The organism is Winogradskyella sp. (genome assembly GCF_965228925.1).
GTDB lineage: Bacteria > Bacteroidota > Bacteroidia > Flavobacteriales > Flavobacteriaceae > Winogradskyella.
This window is the reverse complement of record NZ_OZ245845.1, coordinates 1,227,090-1,242,367: the sequence shown is the minus strand read 5'-3', so window position 1 is coordinate 1,242,367 and position 15,278 is coordinate 1,227,090. Positions and strand designations below refer to the sequence as shown.

Sequence of the window (15,278 nt, the reverse complement as noted above, 5' to 3'; positions counted from 1 at the left end):
GTTGTAGGTGGAATTAAAAGTTAAAGCAAGGTAAAAAATATTTCTATATCCTAGCTCTATTTCTGTTGTAGATTGGCAGGTATATTAAAGATAAGCCCCCTAAGATTATAATGACCAAGGTTTGTGTAGACCACATGATCCAACCAAAAGCCCTACTTGGATCTTCGGGCATGTTGAACAATAAGAAAGCTATAACAATGGCTTCAGGAAAGGAACCAATACCACCATTGGTAGCCGCAATACTAAAGCTAGCAAAAATAAAACCTATTAAAACCGCAGCAAGAGAGATATTATGCAATTCTGGTAATGCCAATGTCGTTACATAAAACATGGACAAATACATCACCCAGATAAACACCGTATGAAAAATAAAAGCCCACTTTTTTTTCATTCTAAAAATACTAAAGGCGCCTTCAATGAGCCCATTAACAAAGTTTTTAACCTTTACGGCAAATTTTGATGTGTTTCGTTTTATAAAGAAATATATGCCGAGAATTACCAGTGCTAAAGTAGCTGCACCAATAATCAACGTGGTTGTATTAAACTTGTCAATGAAAAATTTATAAATGTATTCAAACTCTAAAACGAGGGCAATACCAATAATGATCAATAACATTATGGTATCTGCTACTCTTTCTGCAATAATAGTTCCGAAACCTTTATCGAAAGGAACCTCTTCATAATTGGTAAGAATAGAGGCCCTGGCAACCTCACCTGCTCTAGGAATGGTAAAGTTAATAAGGTAAGCAGAATATACAGCCATAAAGCTATTTATAAACTTGGGCTTATAACCCAAGGGTTCTGCCATAAACAACCAACGGAATGCTCGGGAGGCATGGCTTAAGACCCCAAAACTTACTCCTAGGGCAATCCATAAGTAATTAGCATCTTTAAAATATTGAACGAGCTTTGAAACTGAGATTTGTGATAATGAGTACCAAACCAGCGCTACTCCTAATAGTAAAGGCAAAACAACTTTTAGGATGGATTTTGGATTGCTCAAAAAAATTATTTTAGAAGATTGGTCGCCTCATCCGGAAAAACCAAAGCGGGTTTAAACCCTTTAGCTTCTTCGATATCCATAAAGGCATAAGTAATTAAAATTAAAACATCACCAACCGCAACCTTACGTGCTGCGGCACCATTTAGGGTTATTTCACCACTATTGCGAGGTCCGGGAATACAATAGGTTTCTAAACGTTCACCATTGTTGTTATTCACAATCTGAACCTTCTCTCCTTGAATGATATTTGCAGCATCCATTAAATCTTCATCAATAGTTATACTACCGATATAATTAAGGTCTGCACCTGTACATTTAACGCGATGTATCTTAGATTTTACAACTTGAATTTGCATGAGGCAAAGATAATTAATTTAAGGCGATATTGTCTATGAGTCTTATATCTCCTGCGTATACAGCTATAAATGCTCTATATGTTTTTTTTGTTGATTTACGTTTTATTGGCTTTAAGGTTTCCGTATCGGCAATAATAAAATACTCAAGCTTTAAAAGCGATTGTTTTTTAAATTGCTTCACCACCCATTCCGAGACTGTTTTAGCACTTTTTGTGCCAAACTTAGTTTTGGCAGATTTTAAGGTTTTATAGATAAATGGAGCCGCTTCCCTATGTTCTTTTGTCAGTCTTGTATTTCGAGAGCTCATCGCCAGACCATCAGGTGCTCTATGAATAGGACAGCCAATGACCTCAACAGGAATGCTATAAGAGGACACAAGTTTTTTAATAATTTGTAATTGCTGAAAGTCCTTCTCCCCAAAATAAGCGTTATCTGGCTTGACGGCTTCAAAGAGCCGTTTTACTACAGTCCCGACTCCGTCAAAATGCCCCGCTCTAAAAGCGCCTTCCATCTCATGTTCCAATCCCCCAAAATTAAAAGACTCCGATAATACCTTATCGCCATACAGGTCCTCTACAGTAGGCGCATAAACCATGATGGTCGATTCGCTCAAGGTCTTTAGTAACGCCACATCATCATCCAAAGTTCTAGGATATTTGACGAGATCCTGTTGATTATCAAACTGCGTCGGATTAACAAAAATGCTTACTACTACAAAATCATTAGTACTCAATCCCGCTTTTACCAAGGCTAAATGGCCTTCATGTAGCGCTCCCATAGTGGGCACAAATCCCAAGGATTTGCCATCTCCCTTTAATAGATTTATATGATCGGATAATTCGGATTTATGGTGAAAAACTTTCAAGACAGTAACAAATAAAAATGCGTGCAAACATAATATTTTACTGGCAATCTGCACAAATTTTTGTAATTTTGCATGTTTTTTACTCTTAATTTTCTAAAGGAGCAGATTTATGAAAGATAAACGAATATTATATGTATCCTCTGAGGTTGTTCCATATTTGCCAGAAACGGAGATTTCTTCAATGTCATTTGAGGCGCCAAGAATGGTAAATAAGCAAGGAGGTCAGATACGTATATTTATGCCTCGTTTTGGTAATATCAATGAAAGAAGGCACCAATTGCACGAAGTCATTAGGCTATCTGGGATCAATTTAGTGATCAATGATTTAGATATGCCTTTGATTATTAAGGTGGCATCAATCCCAAAAGAGCGCATCCAAGTTTATTTTATTGATAATGAAGAATACTTTAAGCGCAAAGCCACACTAACCGATGAGGATGGGAAGCTGTTTTCAGATAATGACGAACGTGCTATTTTCTTCGCAAAAGGTGTTATAGAAACGGTGAAAAAGCTTAATTGGGCTCCAGACATTATACATGTAAACGGTTGGCTAGCGTCATTACTGCCGTTGTACTTAAAAGAGTTCTACAAAACAGAACCTTTATTTACGGAAAGTAAAATTGTGACTTCCATATACAATCAAAACTTTGATGGTACGTTAGATAAAGGAATGATAGATAAGGTCAAATTTGATGGTTTAGATGAAGATGCCATTAAATTATTAGAAAACCCTGATTACATTAATCTAATGAAAATTGCTATAGATAACTCTGATGCCGTAATAAGAGGGTCTGCGACTTTACCAAAAGCATTAGACAGCTATATCGATGAATTGACAAAACCTGTTTTAGATTTTCATGCTATTGAAGAGTTTGCCGATCCTTACACAGAGTTTTATAAAAACAAAGTCCTTAACGGTTAACATAACCTATGAAAATAAATAAGATCTACCCCCAAATTGTAGTAGTTGCACTCATAGTACTAAGTTTTGTCGCCTGTACTACTGAATTTTCGACATTAGAATCAGATGCCATAAACGATGATGTTGCCACAAATTTTGATATTCTCAGGCTAAGTGAAACCGATCCTGAATTCACAGAGGTAATTACCTACAGCAATCCTCTGGAGCCTGTGCAAACTAATGGATTAACCATTAACACACTTGGATTGTACGACGATGTATATGGACGAACAGAATCTGATTTTGTAACGCAACTAACCCTTTCGAGCTATGCGCCAGATTTTGGCGATGAAGTCGTCATAGACTCAGTAGCCTTGTACATTCCTTACTCCTCTACTGTTACAGATATAGATGAAGATGATAACATCATTTTCGATATCGACTCCGTAATTGGGAGAGACCCTATAGAATTGCGCCTTTTTAGGAGTAGCTATTTTATTAGAGATTTTGATCCAAATGGTGAATTTAATGAAAGTCAAGATTATTTCTCCAATAAATCGGCTTCGGCTTCCGAAATGATTCCTGATGCTTCTTTAGAAGCTGAAGAGCTCACTTTTGTGGACTATGATGATGACGGCAACATGGTTGTTGTTGATAATACCATAGAGATCAGCGAAGAAGGTTATGTATTAAGAGGTCCTGAGCCCGAGGACGAAGAAGAAGAAGCTAGCCTTACGAGACTACCGCCAGGTATTAGAATTATGCTAGAACCTTCTTTTTGGCAAGGGGCTATTATTGATCAAGAAGGAGAGGCCGTGCTTAGTAATGAAAATAATTTCTTGGAATATTTTAGAGGACTTTATTTTAAAGCAGAACCCATAAATGACAGTGGCAGCTTTCTTTTTCTTGACATGAGCTCTCTTTCTACAAATATTACGATTTATTACACAAGACTATCAGTATCTACAGTCGATGATGAAGACCAAACCGAACAAGCTACATTTGAGATGAGATTTACTGGCAATAGTATTAACTTCTTTGATAATAGTTTTAATCAACCTATTGCAGAGGGCGACCCTAGTACTGGCGATGAGAGATTATTCCTTAAAGGTGGCGAGGGATCTATTGCCAAGATAAAATTGTTTAACGGTGAAGATTTAGATGATGACGATGCGACGATGAATACATTTGAAACCTGGAAAAACGATTTTGTAGAAACAGATGCCGATGGTAATTTTGTGAGATCCAAACGTCTGGTTAATGAAGCTAACCTCGTGTTTTATGTCGATCAAGATATGGTTGATGGTGGCGAGCCAGAACGCCTGTATTTATACGATGCCGACAATAGGACGGTTTTGGAAGATTTTTTCAATGATATTACCAATACGACTTTGCCTTTATTATCAAAAACTAATCACCTTGGGCCCTTGCAGCGCGTTGACGACGAGCCCACCGGAGACGGGATTAAGTACAAATTTAGAATAACGGAGCATATCAAAAATCTATTGTTAAGTGATTCGACTAACGTAGAATTAGGTTTAGCTGTTTCCCTAAATGTGAATTTAGAAGGTCAGCTATTGCAGCGAGCAGTGCAGACCACAGACGATGCTGATGTTACAGCACCTACAAGTTCAGTAATGACACCAAGAGGTACAGTTTTGCATGGTAATACTACTGCAGATGAAAGTAAAAAAGTATATTTGGAAATATATTATACCGAACCAAATAACTAAAAATTAGCCTATGTGCGGAATTGTTGGATACATTGGCCATCGAGAGGCCTATCCTATAATAATTAAAGGACTTCAAAGATTAGAATATCGCGGTTATGATAGTGCTGGTATTGCACTTTTCGACGGAAGCGATATTAAACTTTCTAAAACCAAAGGAAAAGTTTCTGACCTAAAGGAAAAATTAGAACATGAAATTTCTACTATAGGTTCTTTGGGTATAGGTCATACACGCTGGGCAACCCATGGTGTGCCTAATGATATAAATTCTCATCCACATTATTCAAATTCTGGTGATTTAGTGATCATCCACAATGGGATTATAGAAAATTATGACGCCCTAAAAAAAGAGCTCTCAAAGCGTGGATATACGTTTAAATCGGACACTGACACCGAAGTTCTGGTCAATCTCATCGAGGACGTTAAAAAGAATGAAGACACCAAACTGGGTAAAGCCGTTCAAATTGCTTTGAACCAAGTAGTTGGAGCTTATGCTATTGCAGTTTTTGACAAAAACAAACCCAATGAGATTGTAGTCGCCAGATTAGGAAGCCCTTTGGCCATCGGTATCGGTGAGGATGAATTCTTTATTGCTAGTGATGCTTCTCCTTTTATAGAATTTACAAAAAATGCCATATATCTAGAAGACGAGGAAATGGCAATTGTAAGGAGAGGGAAAGAGGTCAAAATCCGAAAAATTAAGAACGATGCCCTTGTTGATCCTTACATACAAGAGCTTCAACTCAACCTCGAGCAGATTGAAAAAGGGGGTTATGATCATTTTATGTTAAAAGAAATCTACGAGCAACCTGAGGCTATACTAGACACCTTCAGGGGTAGATTACGTAGTAAAGAAGCCATGGTAAAGCTCTCTGGAGTGGAAGATAACATGAAGAAGTTCTTGGCTGCCGATCGCATTATTGTTGTAGCCTGTGGAACATCATGGCACGCTGGTTTGGTTTCAGAGTATATCTTTGAGGATTTAGCTCGAATTCCCGTTGAGGTCGAGTATGCCTCTGAATTTAGATATAGAAATCCAGTCATAACAGAAAAAGATATCGTCATAGCAATTTCCCAGTCTGGTGAAACCGCTGATACTTTAGCGGCTATTAAACTGGCTAAGTCAAAAGGAGCCTTTGTATTTGGAGTTTGTAATGTGGTAGGGTCCTCTATTGCTAGAGAAACGGATGCTGGTGCTTATACCCATGCTGGTCCCGAAATTGGAGTAGCCTCTACAAAAGCGTTTACGACTCAGATTACTGTACTCACATTGATGGCGTTGCGTTTAGCCAGGGCTAAGGGAAAGATTTCTAGCTCAGAGTTTAGACACCATCTTATAGAACTGGAACTCATACCGGGAAAAGTAGAAGAGGCCTTAAAATCGGACGCTTATGTCCAGACCATTTCTGATATCTACAAAGGAGCTACAAACTTCTTGTACCTTGGACGTGGCTTTAACTTCCCTGTGGCATTGGAGGGCGCATTAAAACTTAAAGAGATTTCCTATATACATGCTGAAGGTTATCCAGCCGCAGAAATGAAGCACGGCCCTATAGCATTAATAGATGAGCAAATGCCCGTTGTTGTCATAGCCACTAAAAAAGGGCATTATGAAAAAGTAGTGAGCAATATCCAAGAAATAAAATCTAGAAAAGGTAAAATTATTGGTATTGTCACTAAGGGTGATAAAAGTGTTAAGGCATTGGCAGATCATGTCATAGAAGTTCCTGAAACCATAGAATGTTTAACACCATTGTTGACAACAATACCATTACAACTATTGTCTTATCATATCGCGGTAATGCTAGGTAAAAATGTGGATCAGCCAAGAAATTTAGCAAAATCCGTAACCGTAGAATAAGAAGAACTATATCGTGTTTATCTCCTTAAATGGAGTGTTAAAAGAAGTGCCTTATCAATGTAAGGCATTTTTCTTTGGTACTTATCAGAATATATGGTTGTTAGGCTTATCCTAAGTGCATAAAATTTTGTGGCTAATATCTGAGTTTTGACACGTTATTTGCCAATTTGACAATTATACGACCCTTATTTTCCTAAAAATTCTTATGCATGCATAATTTTTTAAGAATTTCTTACCTAATTTTCATATATTTAATTAAATTGCTCATCTAATAAATTATAACTAATTCTCTAAAATGAAGACAATCTTAAAGCTTTATGCAATGCTTTTTTGCGTGGCGTCTTTTGCCCAGACCACAATAAAAGGTAAAATTACTGATGATACAGGGCTACCCCTGCCTGGTGCAAATATTATAGTGGTTGGAACCAGCACCGGTGCAGTTTCGGATTTTGACGGTAACTATATCCTAACTGTCGAGCAAGATCCGCCTTTTTCTATACGTGTAAGTTACGCTGGGTTTGAGGCACAAACCATTGAGATTACATCGAGCGATCAAACGATTGATGTGACGCTAAAAGAAGGCAACACGCTCGATGAAGTCGTTATTTCAGCTTCAAGAACTCCAGAACGTATCTTTGAATCCCCAGTAACTGTTGAGAGATTTGGTCTAAAAGAAGTAAAAAATACGGCATCAGCTGATTTTTATGGCGGTCTCGAAAATTTAAAGGGTATTGACATTAATACAAATAGTTTAACCTTCAAATCCATTAACACCCGAGGATTTGCAACTTTTGCCAATACGCGTTTTATGCAGTTGGTAGATGGTATGGATAACTCGGCACCTGCCCTTAACTTCCCACTTGGAAATTTATTAGGTATGGTTGAAACCGATGTGCAGAGTGTAGAAATTCTTCCAGGTGCATCTTCGGCACTTTATGGAGCCAATGCCTTTAATGGTATTTTATTTATGAGAAGTAAAAACCCTTTTGATCATCAAGGTATCAGAGGCTATATAAAGCAAGGTATTACATCTCAGGAGGCTGCAGGCGATAATGAATACACTGATATAGGCATTAGCATGGCTCACAAATTCAGTGATAAATTCGCTGCAAAAGTCAACTTCGGCTATTTAAAAGGTACGGACTGGTTTGCAACCAATATCGATGATAAAAACTTACGCGGCGGAACAAGAGAATCAAACATAAATTATAATGGTGTCAATGTGTATGGAGATGAAGTTACCGCAGATATTCGTGAGTTATCAGGTATTGGATTTATCGAAGAAGATACATTTGTTAGTAGAACAGGTTATTTAGAATCGCAATTAACTGACTACGATGCTGAAAGTATAAAAGCCGATTGGGGCTTATATTTCCGTCCCTGGGGCGATGACTTCGAGATTCAATATGTCGGTAAAGTAGGTACTGGTTCCACCATTTATCAAGGAGCTCAACGCTACAGAATTGAAGGTTTCTCTTTGCAACAGCACAAAATTGAAGTTAGAAACGATAATTTCTTTGTAAGAGGTTATGTTACCTCAGATAAAGCTGGTGACACTTACGTGATGGATGTTTTAGGGCCAAACTTATTAAACGCTTGGAAACCTCATGCGCAGTGGTATGGCGAATACATTCAAACTTATGCAGGGGCTATCTTAAGCGGTGTTCCAGATGCTCAAGCTCATGCTGCAGCAAGAGCTGTTGCTGAAACTGGACGGCCAGATGAAAATTCACAGGAATTTCAAAATTTACTAGATCAAGTTACTTCCGATACTAGTTTCCTAACAGGGGCAGGATTTAGAGATAACTCCAAAATATATCATGGTGATGCTAATTATAACTTTGGCGAAACCTTCGATTTTGCAGAAGTTCAAGTTGGTAGTTCTTACAGAACTTATAGATTAAATTCGTTTGGTACGATTTATGCCGATGCCAATGGACCAATTACCTATTCAGAATTAGGTGTTTATACGCAATTACAACGTTCGCTAGAATTAAATGAGAATTTAGAATTAAAATTAACGGGATCAATTAGATACGACAAATCAGAATTGTTCGATGGATTCTTCTCGCCACGAATTTCCGCAGGTTTAACAGTCAACAAAAATCATAATTTTAGAGCATCGTTTCAAACAGGTTTTAGAAATCCTGATACTCAAGCATTATACATAGGTTTACAAACCAATGCAGGAACATTAATTGGTGGTGCAACAGATATTGGAAGTCGCTATGAAAGAGATATAGCTGTTAGTCAAGCTGCTCAGGATAACTTGGGACAACCAGCAGTTATTACGCAACAAGGAAACAGTGCATATATCAATTCTTTCTCTGGAAATTCGGTGAGTGCTTTTATAGACAGTCAAGATCCTGGAGATATTCAGGTTGGTAACTCAAATTTTGTGGATCCTGAGCAAGTGAGCTCGTTCGAGGTTGGTTACCGTGGTAAAATTGATGACTTCATTATTGACGGCTCAGCCTATTACAGTACCTATAACGACTTTTTAGCAAACGAAAATGTTGTTGCCCCCTTGTATGGTAATGTAGACCCTGATGGTGATGGTTCAATAAGTTTAACGGATCCTCAAACTCAATTGGCACTAGCTGCATTACAAAATGGAGATGTGGTAGGTTATCAAACATACACTAATACTGAAGAAACTGTAAATTCCTATGGTGCGGCAGTTTCTGTATCTACTAAAGTATTCGATGGCTTCGATTTAAGTGCTAATTATACTTGGGCAAGATTGGATTTTGATGTTGAAGGAAATCCCGATTTTCAAACCAACTTTAATACACCAGAACACAAAGTAAAATTAAGTTTTGGTAAAACAGAATTAATCAAAAATCTTGGCTTTAATGTAGCGTGGCGTTGGAGTGACAATTACTTCTGGGAAGCCTCTTTTGGTAATGGTGAAGTTCCTGCCTTTAATGTTTTAGATGCTCAGGTTAACTTCAGAGTCCCTAGTTTAAAATCAACTATTAAAGTAGGAGCAACCAACCTATTGGCAGATGAATATTTTACTGCATTTGGTACAGGTTTAATAGGCTCTCAATACTATGTGTCTTTAACTATCAATAATCTTTAAAAAATTAAGCAATGAAAAATATTAAGTATATAGTTTTATCAATACTTACATTAGGCTTTATCTCTTGTGAGAATGATCCATTAGATGAATTAAGAGACAGAAATAATAATGAAGAAGTTACTGTAGTGTTTCCAGATCTTACTGCTGGTACTGCTGACTTTTCAAACTATGTAGCTTTAGGCGCCTCATTTACGGCTGGATTTACTGATGGAGGTTTATTTAGAGCAGGGCAAGAAAACTCGTTCCCCTTACTACTTTCAGAACAGTTTGCAATGGCAGGTGGCGGCGCTTTTACACAACCTCTAATGGATGACAATACTGGTGGAATATTAGCTGGCGGTACTCCAGCTACCGGTTACAGATTAGTTTTTGGGGGCGCAGGACCAGTACCCTTAGATGTATTTTTAACAAGTCAAGGTGCATCAGTACCTCCTATCACTACTGAAGCAGGAAATAATATTGGAAGTGATTTTAATAATTTTGGAATTCCTGGAGCCAAAAGTTTTCACTTGGTAACACCGGGATACGCAGCATTTAATCCTTATTACACAAGAATCGCATCTAGCCCTACATCAACAGTCTTGCAGGATGCCTTAGCTCAAAACCCAACATTTTTTACTTTATCTGAAATAGGTGGGAATGACATTTTACAGTATGCAACATCTGGAGGTACAGGTGTTGATCAAACAGGAAATATTGACCCTTCAACCTATGGCAGTAATGATATAACTGATCCCAATGTATTTGCACAAGCATTTTCAACTATGGTTACAGCCTTAACTCAAAATGGTGCTAAAGGCGTTGCAACAACAGTACCGGATATTACAAGCCTTTCGCATTTTACAACAGTACCTTACAATCCTGTTCCGTTAGATGCCGCCACTGCAAATGCCTTAAATCAAGGTTATGCAGCATACAATGGTGGGCTTCAACAAGCACTTGCAGCGTTAGAGGGTAGCGGTTTATTTACAGCCGAAGAAGTTGCCAGAAGAACCATCAATTTCTTTGAAGGAGAAGGAAACGCCATGGTTATTATTGATGAAAGTTTAACCGACTTAGGAGCAATTAACCCTGCTTTTGCCGGTATTCCTCAATATAGACAGGCAACAGCCGAAGATTTGTTTGTATTACCCTTATCGTCTTTAATTCCACAAGGTTTTGGTACTCAAATACCTTTAGAAGACAGATGGTCACTCACACCCGAAGAACAAACCGCTATTGCCAACGCGACTGCAGCATATAACGCAACCATTATAGCCGTTGCAGATGCAAACCCTAATTTAGCTGTAGCAGATTTAAGGGCCGTATTAGAACAAGCCTCTGTTTCTGGCTATCCTTATGATAACTATACGCTTTCTACCGAATTAGTATTTGGTGGCCTGGTTAGTCTTGATGGTATACACTTAACTTCGAGAGGTTATGGCCTAATGGCAAGAGAATTTTTAGTAGCAATTGATAATGCTTTTGGCTCCAACTTCATAGAATCTGGGAGCACCCCAGAAGCAAGTAGTTTGCCAACAAATTATGCCGCTTCATTACAATAGAAAATCATAGATATTTCAAAGAAAAACACGCTTCTGAGAAGCGTGTTTTTTTTATTTAAAAAAGGCTTAATTTTTTAAATAATAACTCTATCTTTGCAGCGCGAAAAACGCACGTACTCAACTTGATTGGGTAAGCTGTTTTTTCATATTTAAATTATTGCAAAACAAAAACATATAAGTAATGTCGAAAGTTACAGGTAAAGTTGCACAAATTGTAGGTCCAGTTATCGATGTAGAATTCGCTGCAGGAACAGAACTTCCAAAGATTTATGATTCACTAGAAATTAAAAACCAAGATGGTTCAACCTTAGTATTAGAAGTACAATCCCACATCGGTGAAGATACGGTTCGTACTATCGCTATGGACTCTTCTGATGGTTTGAGTAGAGGAACCGAAGTTCATGCAACTGGTGCACCTATCCAAATGCCAATTGGTGAGGATGTTTACGGACGTCTTTTTAACGTTATTGGAGATGCTATTGACGGATTGGGTGACTTACCTAAAGCTGGTGAAGCCGGATTACCGATTCACCGACAAGCTCCTAAATTTGAAGAGCTATCAACGTCTACAGAAGTTTTATTTACTGGTATTAAAGTTATCGACTTAATTGAGCCTTATGCCAAAGGTGGTAAAATTGGTTTATTTGGTGGTGCTGGTGTTGGTAAAACCGTATTGATTCAGGAGCTCATTAACAATATAGCAAAAGGTCACGGTGGTCTTTCTGTATTTGCTGGTGTTGGAGAAAGAACTCGTGAAGGAAACGATTTACTTCGTGAGATGTTAGAGTCTGGCATTATCAAGTACGGTGATGATTTTATGCATTCGATGGAAGAAGGTGGATGGGATCTTAAAAAAGTAGATAAAGCTGCTATGAAAGAATCTAAGGCTACTTTCGTTTTTGGACAGATGAATGAGCCTCCAGGAGCTCGTGCTCGTGTGGCATTATCTGGTTTAACTATTGCTGAGTACTTCCGTGATGGTGCAGGAGATGGTCAAGGTAAGGATGTATTATTCTTCGTAGATAATATCTTCCGTTTTACACAAGCAGGTTCTGAAGTATCTGCACTTCTTGGTCGTATGCCTTCGGCGGTAGGTTACCAACCTACTCTAGCTACTGAGATGGGTGCGATGCAAGAGCGTATTACTTCTACTAAAAAAGGGTCGATTACATCTGTACAAGCGGTTTATGTACCTGCGGATGACTTAACGGATCCGGCACCTGCTACAACCTTTGCCCACTTAGATGCAACTACAGTACTTTCTCGTAAGATTGCCGAGCTTGGTATTTATCCTGCGGTAGACCCATTAGATTCTACATCACGTATCTTAACTGCCGAGATTCTTGGCGATGAGCACTACGATTGTGCACAACGTGTAAAAGAGTTATTACAACGCTATAAAGAATTACAAGATATTATTGCCATCCTTGGTATGGAAGAATTATCTGAGGAAGATAAATTGGCTGTATCTAGAGCAAGACGTGTACAACGTTTCTTGTCACAGCCTTTCCACGTAGCGGAACAATTTACCGGTATACCTGGTGTATTAGTAGATATCAAGGAAACGATTAAAGGATTTAACATGATTATGGATGGTGAATTAGATCATTTACCAGAAGCAGCATTTAACCTTAAAGGATCTATTGAAGAAGCTATTGAAGCAGGAGAGAAAATGCTTGCAGAAGCGTAAAAACAAGTTCAGAGTTATCAGTTCAGAGTTCAGAGTACTCATAACCAATAACTCATCACTCATAACTTAGAAAACATGTATTTAGAGATTGTATCACCAGAAGCCACTTTATTTAGTTCGGAAGTAGACTCTGTTGTTGTACCTGGAGTTAATGGTGAGTTTGAGATGCTTAAAGATCATGCTCCTATTGTTTCAATTTTAAAGGAAGGTACCATTAGAGTTAAAACACATACGCAAAGTCACTTAGTTTTTGACGAATTGCACGCTGATGTCGTTCCTCATTATGATGACAACAAAGTGTTAACCATAAAAATAAATTCTGGTACTATTGAAATGAAAGACAATAAGCTAATTATTTTAGCTGATTAGACGAGACTCTTTATATTTTAAAATTTTTAGAACCGCTTCAAGCTTACTTGAGGCGGTTTTTTATTTAACTAGTGCAAGCGTGTAATTTAACTTTTAAACTTGGTTACACTAATACATGACTTAACCTCAAAAGCTTACCTTGGAATAATTATTGATGACATTTTCTAATTTCAACTATATATTATAAAAAACAACAAAATCTTTGAGCTTATGAAAATCAATTTACTCTCTCTATTAGTGTTTCTAGGTGTATTTATTAGTGGTGCTCAAACCACCGAGTTTGCTAATGATCGTATTATTCTCTCTTTTAACAACAATACAAGTATTAATACTGTAAATGAAATTAGAAATTTAGATGCTTTAAACTTTTTATTTTCAAATTTCCAACTAAGTTCTATTGAAACGTTAGACGGACATCCTTCGAAATTTGATAAATTAAACAATAGACCTTTGGTTTTCGCTTTTGAAAACCAAATACCCATCAATCAGATTATAAATCAGCTTAAAAACACCCAGCTATTTAGTTATGTTGAACCAGATTATATTGGTTACGGAGGTGGTAAAATGAGTTCACCTTTTGAAACAATTCCTAATGATACTCACTTTGGTCGACAATGGGGTTTAAAAAATGATGGGAATTTTACTTTAGCCACGAGTACAGTCGATGCCGATGTAGACATGGAACTCGCTTGGGATTTAACTACAGGAGATCCCAATATGATCATTGCTGTCTTAGATTCTGGTATAAGAATGCAGCATCCTGAATTTGCAGGTAGGCTTTGGACTAACCCAAATGAAACTTTAAACGGAAATGATAGTGACAATAATGGCTTTATTGATGACAATGATGGTTGGGATTTTGCTAACAGCGACAATGATCCTACTGATGATCATGGTCATGGCACCAACGTCTCAGGTATTATTTTTGCAAATACCGATAATAGTATGGGTTATGCTGGAGTCAATTGGCAAAGTAAATTGATGCCTCTTAAAATTTTGGATAGTAGTAACTCCGGGTTTTACTCGTGGTGGATCGCAGCTATGTACTACGCTGTGGATAATGGTGCTAAAATTTTAAATATGTCGGTTGGTGGATCAGGATATTCTAGTGCTATGGAAGATGCTGCTAATTATGCTTACACTAATAATGTTTCCATTTTTGCCTGTATGATGAATTTTAATAGTTTTGTGCCCTATTACCCTGCAGCCTACACAAATACCATTGCTGTTGGCTCTACCGATCCTGATGACACAAGATCAGCACCTTTTTTCTGGGATCCTACTAGTGGTAGCAATTATGGTGGGCACATCGATTTAATTGCGCCTGGAAATTTCACTTACGGCTTATCGCATACCTCAAATATCAACTACAATATTTATTGGGGAGGAACTTCTCAAGCAGCACCTCTAGTTGCCGGTATTGCCTCATTAATGTTAGCATTAGATTCTAATTTAACGGTAGACCAAATCAGATCTATTCTTAGGGATTCAGCTGATGATCAAGTGGGCGATAGTGAAGATACACCTGGTTGGGATCAATTTTATGGTGCTGGTAGGGCAAATGCGTTCTCAGCTTTACAGCAAACACTTTCCACTCAAGAATTTGAAAGTAAAAATTTTAGTATTTATCCTAATCCTGCTATTACAGAAATTCAAGTCACTTCCTCTAATAGGGATATGATAAATTCATATACAATAATTTCATTAAACGGTAGAGTCATTACTAATGGCCAAATTTTAGATAACAACACAATTGATTGTAGCTTTTTAAATTCTGGTGTTTATTTTTTAAAATTAGATGCCAATATTGGAAGTGAAATCATTAAGTTCATTAAAAAATAAATTTTGCAATAATTGCTAAAAACCCGAGCAAA

11 protein-coding genes are annotated in these 15,278 nt (G+C 37.6%); 8 read left to right on the top strand and 3 right to left on the bottom strand.

Annotation, left to right across the window (positions count from 1 at the left end):
• Positions 1–43: 43 nt before the first annotated feature.
• From ACO052_RS05170 to panC, 3 genes are read right to left on the bottom strand one after another with little or no spacing between them, the layout of a single operon-like run.
• Positions 44–1,003 carry a lysylphosphatidylglycerol synthase transmembrane domain-containing protein gene (locus ACO052_RS05170; protein ID WP_422106932.1) on the bottom strand — a complete coding sequence of 320 codons (960 nt, stop codon included), beginning with the start codon at positions 1,001–1,003 and terminating at the stop codon, positions 44–46.
• Between the two features lie 5 nt (positions 1,004–1,008).
• Complete coding sequence (gene panD / locus ACO052_RS05165) at positions 1,009–1,359, bottom strand: aspartate 1-decarboxylase (RefSeq protein WP_422106931.1); 351 nt, start codon at positions 1,357–1,359, stop codon at positions 1,009–1,011.
• 13 nt (positions 1,360–1,372) lie between these two features.
• On the bottom strand, positions 1,373–2,224 hold the full coding sequence (gene panC, locus ACO052_RS05160; RefSeq protein WP_422106930.1) for a pantoate--beta-alanine ligase: 852 nt from the start codon (positions 2,222–2,224) through the stop codon (positions 1,373–1,375).
• A 109-nt stretch (positions 2,225–2,333) separates the two neighbouring features.
• On the opposite strand from panC, the gene ACO052_RS05155 reads away from it, so the two are divergent.
• The 8 genes from ACO052_RS05155 (at position 2,334) to ACO052_RS05120 (ending at position 15,246) form a co-directional block, all read left to right on the top strand.
• Complete coding sequence (locus ACO052_RS05155; RefSeq protein ID WP_422106929.1) at positions 2,334–3,146, top strand: glycogen/starch synthase; 813 nt, start codon at positions 2,334–2,336, stop codon at positions 3,144–3,146.
• Between the two features lie 8 nt (positions 3,147–3,154).
• Positions 3,155–4,858, top strand: coding sequence for a DUF4270 domain-containing protein (locus ACO052_RS05150; protein ID WP_422106928.1), 1,704 nt, complete (start codon positions 3,155–3,157; stop codon positions 4,856–4,858).
• Between the two features lie 10 nt (positions 4,859–4,868).
• Positions 4,869–6,716, top strand: a complete 1,848-nt coding sequence (gene glmS, locus ACO052_RS05145; protein ID WP_422106927.1) for a glutamine--fructose-6-phosphate transaminase (isomerizing) — start codon at positions 4,869–4,871, stop codon at positions 6,714–6,716.
• A gap of 295 nt (positions 6,717–7,011) precedes the next feature.
• Positions 7,012–9,801: a TonB-dependent receptor domain-containing protein gene (locus ACO052_RS05140; protein WP_422106926.1), complete on the top strand. Its 2,790-nt coding sequence runs from the start codon at positions 7,012–7,014 to the stop codon at positions 9,799–9,801.
• A gap of 11 nt (positions 9,802–9,812) precedes the next feature.
• Complete coding sequence (locus ACO052_RS05135) at positions 9,813–11,345, top strand: G-D-S-L family lipolytic protein (protein WP_422106925.1); 1,533 nt, start codon at positions 9,813–9,815, stop codon at positions 11,343–11,345.
• Between the two features lie 181 nt (positions 11,346–11,526).
• On the top strand, positions 11,527–13,035 hold the full coding sequence (atpD, locus tag ACO052_RS05130; RefSeq protein WP_422106924.1) for a F0F1 ATP synthase subunit beta: 1,509 nt from the start codon (positions 11,527–11,529) through the stop codon (positions 13,033–13,035).
• Positions 13,036–13,110: 75 nt separating this feature from the next.
• The gene (locus ACO052_RS05125; RefSeq protein WP_422106923.1) at positions 13,111–13,404 is read left to right on the top strand and encodes a F0F1 ATP synthase subunit epsilon; all 294 of its coding nucleotides are present in this window, start codon (positions 13,111–13,113) and stop codon (positions 13,402–13,404) included.
• A 210-nt stretch (positions 13,405–13,614) separates the two neighbouring features.
• The gene (locus ACO052_RS05120) at positions 13,615–15,246 is read left to right on the top strand and encodes a S8 family serine peptidase (protein ID WP_422106922.1); all 1,632 of its coding nucleotides are present in this window, start codon (positions 13,615–13,617) and stop codon (positions 15,244–15,246) included.
• The last annotated feature ends 32 nt before the right edge of the window (positions 15,247–15,278 follow it).